We start from the raw sequence: 16953 nt of genomic DNA, 5'->3' as shown, positions 1-16953 counted from the left end.
ACGGCGAACACCTCACTCCCTCACGCTGTTACACCACTTCCCGGGACACCGCCGGAAAATCCTGAATGCGCATAACCACCCGGAAGCATCTAGGACATGCAAAGACCATCATCGAAGCGTGGCGTCAGGAATACAACCACGAACGCCACAAGAAAGCTCTAGGAGGAATTACCCACGATGCATATGCTCAGCAACTCGCTGAGGCAAACACGGAATGATCAGTAACAGGACTCTAATCCAAACCGATACTTAAAGCAGGGTGACGTCGCTGTTCAAGTTCGGTTGAAATGACTCGCCACAGCCACTCACCCTTCAACGCAGGTCATTAGGATCACATGGAAGACCCTATGCATACCCGGCACACGAGCACTTCCGCGTTCATTTCCGGTGCCCTTGGCAGCTTGAGACAGTTTCTGCGATCGACGCCTGCAACGAAGCTGAGCTTTACGGTAGTTGGCGCCCAGCCTGGCATCAATCGGCGGCTAACAGCCGCGCATTTGGCGGATTTGATGTTTTCGGCGTTGACTATGCCAAACGGGGAGGGGCAAAAGAGGGTAATCCCCCCGGTAAATAAGGGTGTTCAGAAGTAGAATTTTCTCGGACAGAGGGAGTTCTACAAGATGAAGAAATCGAGGTTTTCGGACAGCCAGATCATCGCTGTACTCAAGCAGGCGGAGGCTGGCAAACCGGTGCCGGAGTTATGCCGGGAGTACGGCATCAGTTCGGCGACGTTTTACAAGTGGCGTGCGAAATTCGGTGGCATGGATGCATCGCTCATGGCCAGGCTCAAGGAGCTCGAAGCAGAGAACGCTCGCCTGAAGAAGATGTATGCAGAAGAACGGCTAAAGGCGGAGATCGTCAAGGAGGCTCTCGAAGAAAAGTGGTGAAGCCATCTCGTCGGCGCGAGATGGCACACCATGCGGTACGGCAACGCGGTACAAGCATACGCGTGGCGTGCTCGGCGTTTGGGATAAGCGAAACTTGCTACCGCTACCCGGCGAAGAGCTCGGCGGAGAATGCAGCGATCGCCGATCATCTGATTCGCCTGACCCACAACCAACGCAACTGGGGCTTTGGCCTGTGCTTTCTGTACCTGCGAAACGTTAAGGGCTACCGCTGGAATCACAAGCGGGTGTATCGGATCTACCGCGAGCTTGAACTCAATCTGCGCATCAAGCCGCGTAAACGGATCGTGCGCGAGAAACCCGAGCCGCTGGCGGTGCCAGAGACGATTAACCAGTGTTGGTCAATGGACTTCATGCACGACCAGTTGGCCGATGGGCGCAGTTTTCGAATGCTCAACATCATCGATGACTTCAATCGCGAAGCGTTGGCCATGGACATTGACCTCTCCTTGCCCGCCGAGCGGGTCGTGCGTGCGCTCGATCAGGTCATCGAATGGAGGGGCAAGCCGACGGCGATCCGCAGCGACAACGGGCCGGAATATGTTGGCAAGGCACTGACCGAGTGGGCGCAGAAAAATGGCGTTCGCCTCGATTACATCCAGCCTGGAAAGCCGCAGCAGAACGCGTACATCGAGCGCTTCAACCGCACTGTGCGTTACGATTGGCTCGGCCATTACCTGTTCGAGTCGATTGCCGAGGTTCAGGAGTACGCGACCCACTGGCTCTGGCTTTACAATCACGAGCGCCCCAACATGGCCTTGGGCGGCATCACCCCAAAGCAGCGGCTGGCCATGGCCGCATAGCTCTACTTCTGGCAGCCCCTAAAGATGGGGGGATTACCCTTCAGGCTGATTTCTGGATAGACGCCCATGGAAATCGTCTTGCGTTTTCCGTCGAAGCGGTAATCTAGCCGCCACCATTTTGAGCCCTTGGGGTTCAGAAGGAGATAAAGTCCGCCGCCGTCTGCGATTTTTACCGGCTTCTCTTCGGGTTTGGCGTTACGGATCGCTGTGTCGGTAAGCGGCATGTCGGTAACACCTTCTGTCGGTAACTTGCTTACCGACAATGTTGCCGCCACTTACCGTCGGATTTCAATAGTTCGCGTTGGACAGGTGTGGACAAGAAAAAGGCCGAAAACCTTGCTGCTTATTGGTTTGTCGGCCTTCTTCGGACTGCTTCGGATGTGTATCTGGTGGAGACGGGCGGGATCGAACCGCCGACCTATTGATTGCGAACCAATCGCTCTCCCAACTGAGCTACGCCCCCAGACAAGGCGCTTATTTTACGTGCCGGAAAAAAAGGCGTCAATCGTTGTTGAGTACTTGAGCGTTGGGTCGTGCACGCGGGTTTATTGAGGCTGGGTGGCCTGGGGTTTCTTGCGCGGTGCGGGTTCGACGGCGATCGCGACAGCATCGGCATAGACGCCTTCGACCTGATCACCCTTCTCGACGGCGTTCAGTTGCTCGGCATCCTTGACCTTCAACGTCACTTTGCGTTCCACCCCCTGCAGGGTGAGGGTTTGGGCCTTCTTGTCGACCTTGATTACGTCGGCGACGAAGTTGACCCGGGTGGCCTCGTAGGCGGAGGGCTTGCTTCCCGGCGCGGCCTTGCCGCTGTCGCTGATGACCGTGCGTTCGCGAATTCCGGCGCCACCCTTCTTGACTTCAAGGACCACGGCCTGTGTGTGGCGGGTGACCACGCGGTCGCCGACTTTGATCTGCTCGAAGTTCTTGACCGTGTCGCCGACGACGAGGGTCAGTTGCGTGCCGTTCTTGCGCGCGAGGACGACGCTGCGCGCGGCGGGATCGACCGCAGCGATGGTGGCTTGTGTCTTGACTTCAAAGACGCCCGCGAATTTGCCCGGGCCGGTGAGCGTGATCGCTTCGGTGGCGGGGGCGTTTTGAGCGGAAGCGGTCAGGGGGGTGGCGATGAGGATCGCGAGGGCAAGGCGGAACAGCTTGGACATGGTTGACTCCCGGTGAGCGAACGTTGAGGGGGGAAGACTCGGGGAGATAAACGAAAAAGGCTTGCACGCAGGCAAGCCTTTTTGGGAGCAAGGCGAGGTGAGGCTTACTTCTTTTTCTTGCCCTTGGCGGTGGCAACGGCGGCCTTGAAGGTGGCGCCAGCGGAGAACTTCGGCACGGTGGTCGCTGCGATCTTGATCTTTTCACCGGTCTTCGGGTTCTTGCCTTCGCGCGCGGCGCGGGCAGCCGACTTGAACGAACCAAAGCCAACGAGGCTCACGCCGTCGCCCTTGGCAACAGCCTGAATGATGGATTCGATGACGGCGTCGAGGGCCTTGCCGGAAGCAACCTTGGACAGTTCGGTGCGCGCTGCAATTGCGTCGATCAATTCAGACTTGTTCATAGTATCTCCTGTTGTTGATGTTGAGAGCCTCACTGGAACTCCGCTGCGATTCTTACACTTCATTCGCCCAGTGGGAAGGGGGGGGAGGGCAGAAAAACAGGCGCTTTTGGCTTTTTTGTTGTTTTTTTATGGCTTGTTTCGCCTTTTGACAAGGGCATGACGGGCCAGGAGCTGCTCCAGAAAGCGCCCGGTATGGCTTTCGGCATGGCGGCAGAGGGCGGCTGGCGTACCGGTGGCCAGGATGCGGCCGCCGCCGTCGCCGCCTTCCGGCCCGAGGTCGACAATCCAGTCGGCGGTGGCGATGACATCGAGGTTGTGCTCGATGACCACCACGGTGTTGCCGTGCGCCGAGAGTCGGTGCAGCACCGCGAGCAGCATCTCGATGTCCTGGAAGTGCAGGCCGGTGGTCGGTTCGTCGAGGATGTAGAGGGTGCGCCCGGTGTCGCGCTTGGAGAGTTCGAGCGCCAGCTTGACGCGCTGGGCTTCGCCGCCGGAGAGCGTGGTGGCGCTCTGTCCGAGGGTGATGTACGAGAGGCCGACGTCGACCAGCGTCTGCAGCTTGCGCGCGACGACGGGCACGGCGTCGAAGAATTCGCGTGCCTGTTCGACCGTCATCTGCAGGATGTCGTGGATGTTCTTGCCCTTGTACTGGATTTCCAGCGTTTCGCGGTTGTAGCGCTGGCCGTGGCAGACGTCGCAGGCGACGTAGAGGTCGGGCAGAAAATGCATCTCGACCTTGATGACGCCGTCGCCCTGGCAGGCTTCGCAGCGTCCGCCCTTGACGTTGAAGGAAAAACGACCGGGCCCGTAGCCGCGTGTCCGTGACTCGGGGACGCCGGCAAAAAGTTCGCGGATCGGAGTCAGCAGCCCGGTGTAGGTGGCCGGGTTGGAACGCGGTGTGCGCCCGATCGGCGCCTGGTCGACGTTGATCACCTTGTCGAAGTGTTCGAGGCCTTCGATGACATCGTGTTCGGCGGGTTCAGCGCTGGCGCCGTGCAGGTGGCGGGCGACGGCGGTGTAGAGCGTGTCGTTGATCAGCGTCGACTTGCCCGAGCCGGAAACGCCGGTGATGCAGGTGAAGAGCCCGACCGGCAGTTCGAGATCGACGTTCTTCAGGTTGTTGCCGCGGGCGCCGCGCACGCGAAGCATGCGTTCCGGATCGATCGGACGCGGCTTGCCCGGGGCGCGGATGGCGCGCCGGCCGGAGAGGTAGTCGCCGGTGACCGAATCGGGATGGGTTGCAATCTGCTGTGGGGTGCCTTCGGCGACGATGGCGCCGCCGTGCACGCCGGCGCCCGGACCGATGTCGACGACGTAGTCGGCGTTGCGAATCGCATCCTCGTCGTGTTCGACGACGATGACGGTGTTGCCCTGGTCACGCAGGTGGGCCAAGGTCTTGAGCAGACGGTCGTTGTCGCGCTGGTGCAGGCCGATCGACGGTTCGTCGAGCACGTACATGACGCCAGTGAGTCCGGAGCCGATCTGCGAAGCCAAGCGGATGCGCTGCGCCTCGCCGCCGGAGAGGGTTTCTGCCGAGCGATCGAGCGACAGGTAGTCGAGGCCGACGTCGGTGAGGAAGTGCAGGCGGCTGACGATTTCCTTGAGGATCTTCTCCGCGACCTGGGCCTTGTTGCCCGAGAGCTGCAGGGTCTCGAAATAGCCGAGTGCCTGGGTGAGCGGCAGGCGGTTGATGGCGTGCAGGGTCAGCGCCTGTTCGCCTTCGCCGACGCACACGTGGCGGGCTTCCTTGCGCAGGCGGGCGCCGTCGCAATGCGGGCAGGTCTTGTTGCTGATCAGCTTGGAGAGTTCTTCGCGCACCGCGACCGAGTCGGTTTCTTTGTAGCGCCGCTCAAGGTTGGGGACGATGCCTTCAAAGGTGTGGCTGCGGTCGAAGCGTGTGCCCTTTTCGTTGAGGTAGCAGAAGCGGATGACTTCGCGCCCCGAACCGAAGAGCACGAGTTCGCGCACGGATTCGGGCAACTGCTCGAACGGCGTATCGATGTCGAAGCCGTAATGATCGGCGAGCGAGGTGAGCAGCTGGTGGTAGAACTGGTTACGCTTGTCCCAGCCGCGGATCGCGCCAGCGGCGAGCGACAGCGTCGGCTGGGTGACGATGCGCTTGGGGTCGAAGAACTGGATGACGCCCAGGCCGTCGCATTTGGGGCAGGCGCCCATCGGGTTGTTGAAGGAGAAGATGCGCGGTTCGAGTTCCTGCAAGGCGTATGAACACACCGGGCAAGCGAATTTGGCCGAGAAGAGGTGCTCCTTGCCGCTGTCCATCTCCAGCGCGATGGCGCGGCCGTCGGCGTGGCGCAGTGCGGTCTCGAAGGATTCGGCGAGGCGCTGGCGCATGTCATCGCGCACCTTGAGCCGGTCGACGACGACGTCGATGCTGTGTTTCTGCGTCTTCGCGAGTTTGGGCAGAGCGTCGATCTCGTGGATCTTGCCGTCCACGCGCAGGCGGGCGAACCCCTGGGCGCGCAGTTCGGCGAAGAGTTCGAGTTGCTCGCCCTTGCGGTTGGCGACCACCGGGGCGAGGATCATCAGTTTGCTGTCGGGCGGCAGGGCGAGGACGTGGTCGACCATCTGCGACACGGTCTGCGCCGCGAGCGGATGGCCGTGTTCCGGGCAGTAGGGCGTTCCGGCGCGGGCAAAGAGCAGGCGCAGGTAGTCGTGGATTTCGGTGACGGTGCCGACCGTCGAGCGCGGGTTGTGGCTGGTCGCCTTCTGCTCGATCGAAATTGCTGGCGAGAGGCCTTCGATCAGATCGACGTCGGGCTTGTCCATCATCTGCAGGAATTGCCGGGCGTAGGCCGAGAGCGACTCGACGTAGCGGCGCTGGCCTTCGGCGTAGAGCGTGTCGAAGGCGAGCGAAGACTTGCCCGAACCCGAGAGACCGGTGATCACGATCAGGCGGTTGCGCGGCAGGTCGAGGTTGATGTTTTTCAGGTTGTGCGTGCGCGCGCCGCGTATCCTGATGTGCTGAAGTCCGTCCATGGGGGGCTGTGCCGGTGGGGTGAAGCAAACCTGTTAATATACGCGCAATTCCGACCGTCCGGACCAAGGCGGGTTCCCTGTTTTTATTGCCGTCCAGACCATGCGCCCTCCGACCCGCGATCCGATGACGTCCGCCGAACGGCGCGCGGGTGTCGCCCTGGCCGGCGTTTTTGCCCTGCGCATGCTCGGGCTCTTCCTCATCCTGCCGGTGTTCGCCGTGCATGCGCGCGCGTTGCCGTCGGGGCACGATACCGCGCTGATCGGCCTCACCCTCGGCGCCTACGGCATCACCCAGGCCTGTCTGCAGATCGCCTACGGCGCGGCGTCCGACCGCTACGGGCGCAAGCCGGTGATCGTCGCCGGGCTGCTCCTCTTCGCGCTCGGCAGTTTCATCGCGGCGGCGGCCACCGACTTGCCGGACATCCTCGTCGGTCGCGCCCTGCAAGGGGCCGGGGCGATCTCGGCCGCGGTCACCGCGCTGGCGGCCGACCTTACCCGCGAGCAGCATTTGACCAAGGTGATGGCCATGATCGGAGGGTCGATCGGCCTCGTCTTCGCGATGTCGATGGTTGCCGCACCCTTATTGTTCAATCTCGTCGGTCTGCCCGGCATGTTCGTGCTCACCGGCGTGCTCTCGCTGCTGGCGATCGTGGTTGTCTGGCGCGTCGTCCCGGTGGCGCCAGCGATTCCCCGTCAGCCCGGTTGGGCGGGCTTCCGCGAAGTGCTCGTGCAACCGCAGCTGCTGCGCATGAACGCCGGCGTGTTCATCCTCCACCTCGTGCAGACCGCGATGTGGGTGCTGTTGCCGGCGGCGCTGATCGAACGCGGCGGGCTCGCTGTCGGCGCGCACTGGAAGCTCTATCTGCCGGCCGTGCTGTTGTCGCTGGCGCTGATGGTGCCGGCGGTCATCGCCGCCGAACGCAAGGGGCGGATGAGGGCGGTTTTCCTTGCCGCCATCGCCCTGCTGAGCATCGCCCAACTGGGCTTCGCCTACCTGGCCGAGGGCCTGCCGGGGCTCTTTTTCTGGCTGCTCGTGTTCTTCGTCGCCTTCAACGTTCTCGAAGCGACGCAACCTTCGCTGATCGCCCGTCTGGCCGCGCCGCACGCCAAAGGCGCCGCGCTCGGCGTCTACAACACACTGCAGTCTCTCGGTCTCTTTGCCGGCGGCGCCTTGGGCGGGGCGCTGGCGGCTTTTGCCGGGCCGCAGGCGGTGTGGCTCGCCTGCGCGCTGCTGGGCCTCGTCTGGCTCGGCATCGCCGGGGGGCTGGTGGTTCCGGCCCGGCGCGGCGAGCCCTCGGCCTGATTCCGCGCGCGTCCGTTGTTCTTACCGCCATTCTCTTTCGCGCCGAACTGAAATCGGAACGGACGTTTCTCTTTTATAATCGCGTCCCAGAGTACCGGCCGTGGGCCGGCTTCATCATACCCATCATGGAGGCAACATGGCTTCGGTCAATAAAATAATCCTCGTCGGCAACCTCGGCGCCGACCCGGAAGTCCGCTACATGTCCAACGGCGAGGCGGTCGCCAACGTCCGTCTGGCGACGACGGAATCGTGGAAGGACAAGAACAGCGGCGAGAAGCGGGAAGTGACCGAATGGCACCGCGTCGTGTTCTACCGCAAGCTCGCCGAAATCGTCGGCCAGTACCTCAAGAAGGGCTCGTCGGTGTACATCGAGGGCCGTATCCGTACCCGCAAGTGGCAGGACAAGGAAGGCCAGGAGCGTTACACCACCGAAATCGAAGCGACCGAAATGCAGATGCTCGGCGGCCGTCAGAGCGCGGCGTCCTCGTCGGGCGGCGAGGCCGAGTACGGCGGCAGCATGCCGTCGTCGTCTTCGGGCGGCGGTTCGCGCCCCGCGCCGGCCAAGAAGGCGCCGAGCTTCGACACCATGGACGACGACATCCCGTTCTGATTGTTGCGTTGTCGATCGAAGCACCGATCAAAAAACGCCGGCAGCCATGGCTGCCGGCGTTTTTTTTGGGGGGCGGGGCACTAGATGCAAGATGCGGGCTTTGAGGCCTCGCTGCAGCGGCTGGCTTGATTCTCTCGGCCGTCTATTTGACGCTATATCCGCGCCCTTCAAGACAGGCCGCGCGCGCTTTCCCGAAAGAGGCTTGCTGCGTTTGTGTCGTGGCGCTCTGCTGTTGCTTGGCCTGCTGGCTGGTTTCCGCATTGTGTCGCCGGCTGTGGCTACGCGCGGCAACTGCCCCGGCCGCCGCGCCGGTGCCGGCATCCCCACCGACGACTTCGCCGACGAGGGCGCCGCGCGCGGCGCCGCGAACCCCGGCCCCTGGGGTGCTGCCGGTGGCGGTTGTCGGCTGCGGCGCGGCCGTGGGCGCCGCGGGCGGACGGGCCGGATCGTAGCCCGACTGTTGCACGGCCCATGAATAGCAGGCGGCTTCGTCTGTTTTTTGTTGTTCCGGCGATTGCCCTTTGGCGGGGTACACGAATTGCTGGGCGATTGCGAACGTGGTTGAGGTCATGAACAGGACGCAAGCAAGCGCGATGGTTTTGGGGGTCATGTCGGCATTTCCCTGAAAAAGAGGGGCATACTTCATCGGCCTTTGGCGGATCGCCGAGCGTTCTCGGATGTTTTGCAACAGGACCGCGTGAGTCCGGCGCGGCGTCAAAGGTTTGCGGCAATATCAGCTTCGGTTCTAGACGCTGGAGCGGTCCAGATCAAGGCGTTTTAGATGCTATGGCAATAATGACGATCGCCGTCGTGGGTGATTGAAGCAGGCGGGTCCTACGGCATCAGGGGAAGCAGATCGGCCGCGGGAGCATCGCGTGGTTGTCGATCGAGATCCCTGTGTTTCAACTTATGATCATGGGTTTGGCTGGCCGAATCCATCGGAGTAAGATCCTCTTGAGTGTCTTTTGAATTCATCGTTGTGACTTTTCGAAAGAGAGCGTTTCATGGACCTGACCCGCTTCGCCCGTGTGCGCCTGACGCATGCTCCGACCCCGCTCGAACACCTGCCGCGCCTGAGCAAACTGCTTGGCGGCCCGGAAATCTATCTCAAACGCGATGACTGTACGGGGCTTGCCAGCGGCGGCAACAAGACGCGCAAGCTCGAATTCCTGGTCGGCGATGCGCTGGCCGAAGGCGCGACCCATCTCGTGACCCAGGGCGCGACGCAGTCCAACCATGTACGCCAGACGGTCGCCGCGGCCTGCCGGTTCGGTCTCGGCGCGACGGCCTTGCTCGAAGAGCGCGTCGACGGTGCGGCGAGCGATTACTACGGCAGCGGCAACGTCTTCCTCGACCGCCTGTTCGGGGCGCGGCTCGAGGTGCGTCCGGCGGGCTTGGACATGAACGCCGAGATGCTGGCCGTCGGTGAGCGCTTGCGCGCCCAGGGCGAGCGGCCGTACCTGATTCCCGGTGGCGGTTCCAATGCCCTCGGCGCGCTCGGTTACGTGGTCTGCGCGCAGGAAATCCTGCAACAAGTCAACGAGCGCGGTTTGCCGATCGATGCCGTGGTTCACGCCACCGGCAGCTGCGGCACGCAGGCCGGGCTGGTGGTCGGCTTCGAGGGCATGAACAGCGGCATCCCGGTGCTCGGCATCGGCGTGCGCGCGGCGCGTGAGGCGCAGGAGGCCAACGTCTTCAAGCTCGCCGCTCTGACCTGGGAGAAGATTGGCCTGCGCGGCGAACTGCGGCGCGAGGCGGTACAGGCCGACTGTGACTACGTCGGCGCCGGTTACGGCCGCCCGACCTCGGGGATGATCGAGGCGGTGACGCTGCTCGCCCAGTATGAAGGTGTCCTCCTCGACCCCGTCTATTCGGGCAAGGGCATGGCCGGTCTGATCGACCTGATCCGCAAGGGGCGCTTCCGCCGCGGGCAGAACGTCGTTTTCGTGCATACCGGCGGTTCGGCCGGGCTGTTCGCCTACCGCGACGCCTTCGGCATGGCCGACCCGCTGCCGCACCCGTAGGAGGGAATATGGCGCAACGGTATCTGCTGGGCGTGCTGGGGGGGATGGGGCCGCTGGCCACCGTCGATTTCCTGCACAAGCTGGTGCAGGACATGCCGGCAGCGCGCGACCAGGATCACGTCCCCGTCGTGGCCTGGAACGTGGCGCAGATTCCGGACCGTCAGAACTTCCTCGCCGGACACGGCGAATCGCCCTTGCCGGCCATGCTCGCCGGACTGGAGCGTCTGGTTGCGGCGGGGGCGACGCACATCGCCATTCCGTGCAATACCGCGCACCGCTGGTACGACGATCTGGCGGCGGCCAGCCCGGTGCCCCTCATCCACATCGCTGAAGCGACGCTGGATCGGGTGCGTGCGCTGGGGGCGAACGAGCCGGTCCGGCCGGGGCTGATCGCCACCCGCGGCCTGCTGGCCTGCGGGATGTATCAACAGCGGTTCGCCGACGCCGGGTTCGACTGCCTGGTGCCCAGCGACGACGAAGTCGAACGCCTGTTCACCCCCGGTTGCTACGCCGTCAAGGCGGGCGATGTCGAGGCCGGGGCGCAGCTGCTCGAGGCGGTCGGCGACGCGCTGCTCGAACGCGGGGCGACGCACCTCATCCTCGGTTGCACCGAGGTGCCCCTCGCTTACGAGCGGATCCGTTCGGTGCATCTGCCGCTCTGTGTCGATACCAACCGGGCGCTGGCCGGCGCTTGCATCGACGCCTGGCTGCGCGCCCGCTGCGCCTAGGGGCCGTCCCGCCGAGAGCTTTGTGACGCGCAGCACTCGGTTTGGTCGGCGGGCGGCGCTGCGGGATAATGCCGCCTTTTTGCGTGCCGATGCCTTTGCCGTTTGTTTCCTTCGGCCCGGCTGAATCCAGCCCCGCCGTTTCTCCCGCGCTCTGCCTGCGCGCCATGGGCGCCGACGATGTGCCCGCCGTGCTGACCATCCAGGCGGCTTGTTACGGGGCGCAGACCGTCGAACCCGAGGCCGTGATCCGCCGTCGCCTTGCGGTTGCGCCCGAAACCGCTTGGGTGGCCGAGGCGGCGACCGGCGTTTGCGCCTACCTCGTCGGCTACCGTTCGAGCCGGGGGCGACTGACGCCGTTGCACGGCGATTTCGAGCCACAGCCCGCGGGCGACTGCCTTTACCTGCATGACCTCGCGGTCGCCGCCGCTGCTGCCGGTGTGGGCGCGGCGCGGGCCCTGATCGAGCACGCCTGGGTGCATGCGCGCGCCCTCGGGCTGACCCACTCGGCGCTGGTGTCGGTGCAGGATTCGCGCGCCTTCTGGCAAAAGCGCGGGTACGCGGTGGTCGCCGAGCTCTCGCCCGAGCAGCGTCGGCTTCTTTCGACCTACCCCGGGCCGAGCGATTACATGGTGTGTGCGCTGGAGATTTGAAAGGCGCGCCCTGACCCTGGGCAAGCCCAAGAGCATGAACTCGGCCGGGCTTTCGTTCTGCGCCCCTTTTCCTTCGGGGGTTTTGTTCGCCCAACAGCGGACTGCGGCGTACCCGCATCTCTGCGTGCCAGGATGACCGGCCGGTGCGCCCTGCAGGCCGGTTGCAGGCTAAGCGGGACGCGCCTTCCTGGCCTGTGCCTGGGGCTCAGGGCGCGAGGTCGGCTTCGAGCACGGGCAGGGTGCGCCCTTCGGCATGGCTGCGCACGCCGAGTTCGAGCAGGCCCATGACGCGAATGCCCTGGCGCGCATCGACCGGGTTCGGGGCGTGGCCGAGGATGGCGTCGCGCACCGCGGCGTAGTACGCCGGGTAGTCGCCGGCGCGGCAGGCGAGCGTGCGCGTCTGCGGTGCGTTGTCGGGGTAGGTGGTGAGCTGCGCCGGCAGCGGGTCGTGGCCCCAGTCGCTTGCGGCCGGACGTTGCCCGGCCTTGAGCGCGTCTTCCTGCGGGTCGAGCCCCCATTTGACGAAGCTGCCCAGCGTGCCATGCACCGTGAAGCGCGGCGCCGGCTGCGCGGTGATCGTGCTGGCATGCAGCACGCAGCGCAGCGCGCCGTAGCGCAGGATGGCGTGGAACCAGTCGCAGACCCGGCTGCCGTCGCGCTGCGCGGCGAGGTCGAGGGTGATGCTGTCGGGCGTGCCGAAGAGCTGCAGCGCCTGATCGGCGAGGTGGGCGCCGAGGTCGTACCACAGGCCGATGCCGGGCGCCGCTTCTTCGCGCCAGGCGTTGCGCAGGTAGGGGCGGTAGCGGTCGAAATGCGATTCGAAATGGACGAGGCGCCCGAGTTCGCCGCCGGCGATGACGTCGCGCAGGGTCAGGAAGTCGGCGTCCCAGCGCCGGTTCTGGAAGACCGAGAGCACGCGCCCGCAGCGTTCGGCGACGGCGTGCAACTCGCGCGCTTCGGCGAGGGTGACGGTGAAGGGTTTGTCGACCACCACGTGCTTGCCCGCCTCGAGCGCGGCGCGGGCGAGTGGGGCGTGCGTCGGGTTGGGCGTCGGCACCACGACGAGGTCGATCGACGGATCGGCGAAGACGGCTTCGGGCGTCGCCACGACCGGGACTTCGGGCCAGTCGGCGGCGACCTTGGCCGGGTCGCGGCTGACGATGGCGGTCAGGCGCAGGCCGGGCACGCTGGCGATCAGCGGGGCGTGGAAAACCTTGCTGGCAAAACCGTAGCCGAGGATGGCGACGTTGAGGGGAGCAGCCATGGAGCCTCCTAGCCGAGGGCGGGGTTCATCCTCCGTGAGCGGGCGTCCGGCGCTGTCGGTTCGCCCTGGCGTCACGAAAGATCGATGAACGGAATCAGTGAATCAGTCGTCGATGAAGTGTTCCGGGTAGCGCTCGGCGAGCATCGGCAGCGAGGTCAGGATCTCGCGCAGGTGGCTTTCCATTTGCGCCGCGGCGGCGTCGGGGTCGCCCGCTTCGATGGCGTCGACGATCGCCTCGTGCTCGGTGATGATCTGCGCGGTCGGCTTGGCCATGTCGTAGGTCAGGAAGCGCACGCGGTCGATCTGCGACTTGATGTTTTCGGTGACGCGCCAGGCGTATTCGCGCCCGGCGAACAGCGCCAGCGATTTGTGCAGTTCGTCGTCGATGAGCAGGATGCTCTTGCGATCCCCCGGTTCGACGGCGCGCTGCGCGGCGATGTTCTGGCGCAGGCGGGCGATCAGGTCGGCGTCGCGGGTGAGGGCGACCTCGCGCGCGATCGAGACTTCGATGATCTCGCGCACGTGGCGCGCACCGAGCATCTCCTTGACCGAGATCTTGCGCACGTAGGTGCCGCGCTGCGGCAGCACTTCGATCAGGCGTTCCTCGGCGAGCTTGATGAACGCCTCGCGCACCGGCTGGCGGCTGATCGAGAAGCGCTTGCTCATTTCCACTTCGGAGATCGCCTGCCCGGGAACCAGTTCGCCCTGGATGATCGCATTGCGCAGGATGCGGTGCAGCTGGGCGCCCATCGAGAGCGACTCCTTGGGACGGAATACGCCCGAAGGCAGTGTGTCGAAAGTGTCCATGTTCATCCCTATAATTTTACCCCAAGCCTTGCGACTGGAATATGCGCAGACGCTCACGAAGTGGCGGCAGGTTTCCGGCAGCGTATCTTTCGCGCCATCACGTCGTTCGGCGGCACCCATGCGATGCCGGGTACGTCACTGTTTTTTCCGTCGCCGCCGAGCCCTGCGCGATGACCCGTCGACCACGCCTCGGTGTTTTTTGAGCGATGCTGCACCCCTGTTTCTGCGTGACATCTGCTTGATTCATCTACTACCATACAAGTATTCATTGGAATTGTGTTCCATTTTTTGTATCCTATGGCAGTCCGCACCCTCTGGAGAGCAGCTCATGCACCTGTCTGAAGCGACCGCCGCCGCTTTGCCGGCCACGGTGAAACGCCCGACCTACGACCGTCGGCGCGTGGTCCCGGCCATCGTACACCTTGGCCTGGGGGCTTTCCATCGCGCGCATCAGGCGGTCTATACCGACGCCGTCCTGGAATCCGGCGACCTGGGCTGGGGCATCGTCGCCGCCGGCCTCGTCTCCGGCCGGGTCAAGGCGGCGCTGGCGCCGCAGGACGGACTCTACACCCTGGCCGAGATGAGCGCTGCAGGCGAGCGTCTGCAGGTCATCGGGTCCATCGTCGAAGTGCTCGGCGCTGACGACCTGCCGACCGTGCTGGCGCGCATGGCCGCGCCGACGACGCGCATCGTCAGCCTGACGGTGACCGAAAAAGGTTACTACATCGACCCCGCGAGCGGCGCCCTGCAACGCGAAGCGCCGGCCATCGTCGCCGACCTCGCTGCCCCGCGCGCGCCGAAGACCATCCTCGGGCTGATCGTCGAGGCGCTGCGCCTGCGCCGCGCCGCCGGCATCGCCCCGTTCACCGTTCTGAGCTGTGACAACCTGCCGCACAACGGCCGTCGCGCCAAGGCCGCCGTGGTCGCCTATGCGCGTATCATCGACGCCGCCCTGGCCGACTGGATCGAGGCCGAAGTGGCCTTCCCGTGCTCCATGGTTGACCGCATCACCCCGGCAACGACCGACGCCGACGTGGCGCACGTCGCCGCGGTGCTGGGCATGGACGACGCCGGCCCGGTGGTGGCCGAAGAATTCACTCAGTGGGTGATCGAGGATCACTTCACCCTCGGCCGCCCCGACTGGACCCTCGGCGGCGCGGTGTTCTCGAACGAGATCGAGCGCTGGGAAGACATGAAGCTGCGCTGCCTGAACGGCGCGCATTCGACGCTCGCCTACCTCGGCCAGCTCTCCGGCCGCGAGACGGTGGCCGACGCCATGCAGTCCGAGTTCATCGTCGGCGTGCTCGATGCCTTGTGGAAGGAAGTGGGCGAGGTGCTCGATGCCCCGAGCGGCGTCGATCCGGCCGACTACGTTGCCAGCCTGCGTCGCCGCTTCTGCAATCCGGCGCTCAAACACCGCACCCTGCAGATCGCCATGGACGGCTCGCAGAAACTGCCGCAACGCCTGCTCGCGCCGCTGCGCGCGCGCTTGGCACGCGGCCTGCCGGTGCCGGCCCTGGCCACCGCCGTTGCCGGCTGGATGCACTTCGTCGTGAAGGTGGCGCATACGCCGGACGGGCAGCTCAACGATCCGCTCGCCGTCGAGCTTCTGGCGCGCGCGCGCCGCGCCAGCCAGCCGGCCGACGTGGTCGCTCACCTGCTGGCCTGCGAGGCCGTGTTCGGACGCGATCTGGCGGACGACGCCGGCTTCCGTCGCCAGCTCGAAGAAAAATTCATCGAACTCGGGCGCCGTGCCGACCTGGCCTGCGCCGTTCGTCCCGCCGCCTGAACGCGCGGAAACACGAGAGAAAAAGGACAACACCATGAAGATGACCTTCCGTTGGTACGGCGAGAGTGATCCCGTCAAACTCGAATACATCCGCCAGATTCCCGGCATGTACGGCATCGTCTCGGCGATCTACGACGTCCCGGTCGGCGAGGTGTGGCCGGTCGAGAAGCTGCAGGCCCTGCGCGACCGCATCAATGGTGCCGGCCTGGCCTTCGAGGTGGTCGAGAGCGTGCCGGTGCACGAGGACATCAAGCTCGGTAAGCCTTCGCGCGATCGCCTGATCGCCAACTTCCAGCAGAACATCCGCAACTGCGCCGCGGTCGGCGTCAAGGTCATCTGCTACAACTTCATGCCGGTCTTCGACTGGACGCGTACCGAGATGGCCAAGGTGCTGCCCGACGGCTCGACGACGCTGGCCTTCGACGCTGCGGCGGTGGCCAAGATCGATCCGGAAAAGGGTATCTCGCTGCCCGGCTGGGACGCGAGCTACAAGCCCGAGGAATTGAAGGCGCTGCTCGACGAATACAAGGCGGTGGGCGAAGAACAACTGTGGGCCAACCTCGAATACTTCCTCAAGGCGATCATTCCGGTCGCTGCGGAGGCCGGCGTCAAAATGGCGATGCACCCGGACGATCCCCCGCGTCCGATCTTCGGCTTGCCGCGCATCGTCAAGAACCGCGACGACCTCGCCCGCCTCGTCAATATCGTCGATTCGCCGGCCAACGGCCTGACGCTCTGTTCGGGCTCGCTCGGCGCCGACCTGTGCAACAACATCGAGTCCCTGGTGCGCGAGTTCGGCGGCATGGGGCGCATCCACTTCGGTCACCTGCGCAACGTCAAGGTCGAGCCGGACGGCACCTTCTACGAATCGACGCACCGTTCGTGCGACGGCTCGCTCGACATGGCGGCCATCGTCAAGGCCTACCATGACGTCGGCTTCACCGGCTACTGGCGCCCCGACCACGGGCGCATGATCTGGGGCGAGACCGGCAAGCCGGGCTACGGCCTCTACGATCGCGCGCTCGGCGCGGTGTATCTGAACGGCCTCTGGGAAGCCGTCGACAAGTGTGCCCCTGCGGCCGCGAAGTAAGCCTTAAACCGTCGAGGAGCGGGATTTATACGCCATGCCACGCATCGCCTACACAGAACTGCTGGAGACCTTTCAACGCATCCTCGTCGGGCGCGGCTGCCCGGTGGAGCGCGCCGCGCTGTCGGCGCGACTGATGGCCGAGACGAGTGCCGACGGCGTGTACTCGCACGGCGTCAACCGTTTCCCGCGCGTCGTCGAGTACATCGACAAGGGCTACATCGATCTGGCCGCCGAACCGGTCAAGGTCGAAGGCATGGGCGCCTTCGAGCGTTGGGACGGGCGGCGCGGGCTCGGCAACACCAATGCCCACGCGGCGATGGCGCGAGCCATCGAGCTGGCGCAGCAGAACGGCCTCGGGGCCGTCGCGCTGGCCAACACCAACCACTGGCTGCGCGGCGGCAGCTACGGCTGGCAGGCGG

General features: G+C 64.8%; 17 protein-coding genes and 1 tRNA gene. 10 read left to right on the top strand and 8 right to left on the bottom strand.

Translation table 11 applies throughout. The annotated features are described in order from the left end of the window. Positions 1–65: 65 nt before the first annotated feature. A complete protein-coding gene (locus QMB55_RS09545; protein ID WP_497588467.1) occupies positions 66–218 on the top strand; it encodes an integrase core domain-containing protein in 153 nt (50 codons plus the stop codon). A 402-nt stretch (positions 219–620) separates the two neighbouring features. Further along, positions 621–1708, top strand: a protein-coding gene (locus tag QMB55_RS09540; RefSeq protein WP_497588466.1) for an IS3 family transposase whose coding sequence is annotated in 2 segments (ribosomal slippage) — positions 621–873 and positions 873–1708 — 1089 coding nt in all. Because the reading frame shifts where the segments join, the coding sequence is not laid out codon by codon here. Between the two features lie 2 nt (positions 1709–1710). Here QMB55_RS09540 and QMB55_RS09535 read toward each other — a convergent pair. The 5 genes from QMB55_RS09535 to uvrA all read right to left on the bottom strand — a co-directional run bounded on the left by QMB55_RS09535 (position 1711) and on the right by uvrA (position 6269). After that, the gene (locus QMB55_RS09535) at positions 1711–1932 is read right to left on the bottom strand and encodes an Arm DNA-binding domain-containing protein (RefSeq protein ID WP_497588465.1); all 222 of its coding nucleotides are present in this window, start codon (positions 1930–1932) and stop codon (positions 1711–1713) included. Between the two features lie 163 nt (positions 1933–2095). Then, positions 2096–2171 (bottom strand) — tRNA-Ala (locus QMB55_RS09530). An 82-nt stretch (positions 2172–2253) separates the two neighbouring features. After that, positions 2254–2871: a hypothetical protein gene (locus QMB55_RS09525; RefSeq protein ID WP_497588464.1), complete on the bottom strand. Its 618-nt coding sequence runs from the start codon at positions 2869–2871 to the stop codon at positions 2254–2256. Positions 2872–2975: 104 nt separating this feature from the next. Beyond that, the gene (locus tag QMB55_RS09520; RefSeq protein WP_497588463.1) at positions 2976–3335 is read right to left on the bottom strand and encodes an HU family DNA-binding protein; all 360 of its coding nucleotides are present in this window, start codon (positions 3333–3335) and stop codon (positions 2976–2978) included. 63 nt (positions 3336–3398) lie between these two features. Next, the gene (gene uvrA / locus QMB55_RS09515) at positions 3399–6269 is read right to left on the bottom strand and encodes an excinuclease ABC subunit UvrA (protein WP_497588462.1); all 2871 of its coding nucleotides are present in this window, start codon (positions 6267–6269) and stop codon (positions 3399–3401) included. A 124-nt stretch (positions 6270–6393) separates the two neighbouring features. On the opposite strand from uvrA, the gene QMB55_RS09510 reads away from it, so the two are divergent. Continuing rightward, positions 6394–7572, top strand: coding sequence for an MFS transporter (locus tag QMB55_RS09510; protein WP_497588461.1), 1179 nt, complete (start codon positions 6394–6396; stop codon positions 7570–7572). 136 nt (positions 7573–7708) lie between these two features. After that, the gene (gene ssb, locus QMB55_RS09505; RefSeq protein ID WP_497588460.1) at positions 7709–8182 is read left to right on the top strand and encodes a single-stranded DNA-binding protein; all 474 of its coding nucleotides are present in this window, start codon (positions 7709–7711) and stop codon (positions 8180–8182) included. A 142-nt stretch (positions 8183–8324) separates the two neighbouring features. On the opposite strand, the gene QMB55_RS09500 is transcribed toward ssb, so the two are convergent. Then, on the bottom strand, positions 8325–8792 hold the full coding sequence (locus QMB55_RS09500; RefSeq protein ID WP_497588459.1) for a hypothetical protein: 468 nt from the start codon (positions 8790–8792) through the stop codon (positions 8325–8327). 394 nt (positions 8793–9186) lie between these two features. Here QMB55_RS09500 and cuyA point away from each other — a divergent pair, with 394 nt between their 5' ends. The 3 genes from cuyA to QMB55_RS09485 all read left to right on the top strand — a co-directional run bounded on the left by cuyA (position 9187) and on the right by QMB55_RS09485 (position 11584). Further along, complete coding sequence (gene cuyA, locus QMB55_RS09495; protein ID WP_497588458.1) at positions 9187–10206, top strand: D-cysteate sulfo-lyase; 1020 nt, start codon at positions 9187–9189, stop codon at positions 10204–10206. 8 nt (positions 10207–10214) lie between these two features. Then, positions 10215–10934 (top strand): cysteate racemase, encoded by a 720-nt coding sequence (gene cuyB / locus QMB55_RS09490; protein WP_497588457.1) that lies wholly within the window; start codon positions 10215–10217, stop codon positions 10932–10934. A gap of 89 nt (positions 10935–11023) precedes the next feature. Further along, positions 11024–11584 (top strand): GNAT family N-acetyltransferase, encoded by a 561-nt coding sequence (locus QMB55_RS09485; RefSeq protein ID WP_497588456.1) that lies wholly within the window; start codon positions 11024–11026, stop codon positions 11582–11584. A gap of 205 nt (positions 11585–11789) precedes the next feature. Here the strand turns inward: QMB55_RS09485 and QMB55_RS09480 are convergent, their stop codons facing one another. Together QMB55_RS09480 and QMB55_RS09475 are read right to left on the bottom strand one after the other, a co-directional pair. Next, entirely contained in the window at positions 11790–12848 is a 1059-nt protein-coding gene (locus tag QMB55_RS09480; RefSeq protein ID WP_497588455.1) for an oxidoreductase, read from the bottom strand. A gap of 102 nt (positions 12849–12950) precedes the next feature. Then, complete coding sequence (locus QMB55_RS09475) at positions 12951–13655, bottom strand: GntR family transcriptional regulator (RefSeq protein ID WP_497588454.1); 705 nt, start codon at positions 13653–13655, stop codon at positions 12951–12953. A 328-nt stretch (positions 13656–13983) separates the two neighbouring features. Here QMB55_RS09475 and QMB55_RS09470 point away from each other — a divergent pair, with 328 nt between their 5' ends. The 3 genes from QMB55_RS09470 to QMB55_RS09460 all read left to right on the top strand — a co-directional run. Further along, a complete protein-coding gene (locus QMB55_RS09470) occupies positions 13984–15444 on the top strand; it encodes a mannitol dehydrogenase family protein (protein ID WP_497588453.1) in 1461 nt (486 codons plus the stop codon). Between the two features lie 34 nt (positions 15445–15478). Further along, positions 15479–16534, top strand: coding sequence for a mannonate dehydratase (uxuA, locus tag QMB55_RS09465; protein ID WP_497588452.1), 1056 nt, complete (start codon positions 15479–15481; stop codon positions 16532–16534). A 34-nt stretch (positions 16535–16568) separates the two neighbouring features. Beyond that, positions 16569–16953: Ldh family oxidoreductase (locus QMB55_RS09460; RefSeq protein ID WP_497588451.1), on the top strand; the 385-nt coding region annotated here is incomplete at its 3' end.

The organism is Propionivibrio sp. (assembly GCF_041441355.1).
Lineage (GTDB): Bacteria > Pseudomonadota > Gammaproteobacteria > Burkholderiales > Rhodocyclaceae > Propionivibrio.
The sequence above is the reverse complement of the archived record's forward strand: the minus strand, read 5'-3'. Positions and strand labels throughout refer to the sequence as shown.

What these genes read in the sequence shown, in the direction of transcription:
- QMB55_RS09545 (WP_497588467.1), top strand. Translation starts at nt 66, where the DNA reads ATGCGCATAACCACCCGGAAGCATCTAGGACATGCAAAGACCATCATC.
- QMB55_RS09535 (WP_497588465.1), bottom strand. Translation starts at nt 1,932, where the DNA reads ATGCCGCTTACCGACACAGCGATCCGTAACGCCAAACCCGAAGAGAAG.
- QMB55_RS09525 (WP_497588464.1), bottom strand. Translation starts at nt 2,871, where the DNA reads ATGTCCAAGCTGTTCCGCCTTGCCCTCGCGATCCTCATCGCCACCCCC.
- QMB55_RS09520 (WP_497588463.1), bottom strand. Translation starts at nt 3,335, where the DNA reads ATGAAGTGTAAGAATCGCAGCGGAGTTCCAGTGAGGCTCTCAACATCA.
- uvrA (WP_497588462.1), bottom strand. Translation starts at nt 6,269, where the DNA reads ATGGACGGACTTCAGCACATCAGGATACGCGGCGCGCGCACGCACAAC.
- QMB55_RS09510 (WP_497588461.1), top strand. Translation starts at nt 6,394, where the DNA reads ATGACGTCCGCCGAACGGCGCGCGGGTGTCGCCCTGGCCGGCGTTTTT.
- ssb (WP_497588460.1), top strand. Translation starts at nt 7,709, where the DNA reads ATGGCTTCGGTCAATAAAATAATCCTCGTCGGCAACCTCGGCGCCGAC.
- QMB55_RS09500 (WP_497588459.1), bottom strand. Translation starts at nt 8,792, where the DNA reads ATGACCCCCAAAACCATCGCGCTTGCTTGCGTCCTGTTCATGACCTCA.
- cuyA (WP_497588458.1), top strand. Translation starts at nt 9,187, where the DNA reads ATGGACCTGACCCGCTTCGCCCGTGTGCGCCTGACGCATGCTCCGACC.
- cuyB (WP_497588457.1), top strand. Translation starts at nt 10,215, where the DNA reads ATGGCGCAACGGTATCTGCTGGGCGTGCTGGGGGGGATGGGGCCGCTG.
- QMB55_RS09485 (WP_497588456.1), top strand. Translation starts at nt 11,024, where the DNA reads ATGCCTTTGCCGTTTGTTTCCTTCGGCCCGGCTGAATCCAGCCCCGCC.
- QMB55_RS09480 (WP_497588455.1), bottom strand. Translation starts at nt 12,848, where the DNA reads ATGGCTGCTCCCCTCAACGTCGCCATCCTCGGCTACGGTTTTGCCAGC.
- QMB55_RS09475 (WP_497588454.1), bottom strand. Translation starts at nt 13,655, where the DNA reads ATGGACACTTTCGACACACTGCCTTCGGGCGTATTCCGTCCCAAGGAG.
- QMB55_RS09470 (WP_497588453.1), top strand. Translation starts at nt 13,984, where the DNA reads ATGCACCTGTCTGAAGCGACCGCCGCCGCTTTGCCGGCCACGGTGAAA.
- uxuA (WP_497588452.1), top strand. Translation starts at nt 15,479, where the DNA reads ATGAAGATGACCTTCCGTTGGTACGGCGAGAGTGATCCCGTCAAACTC.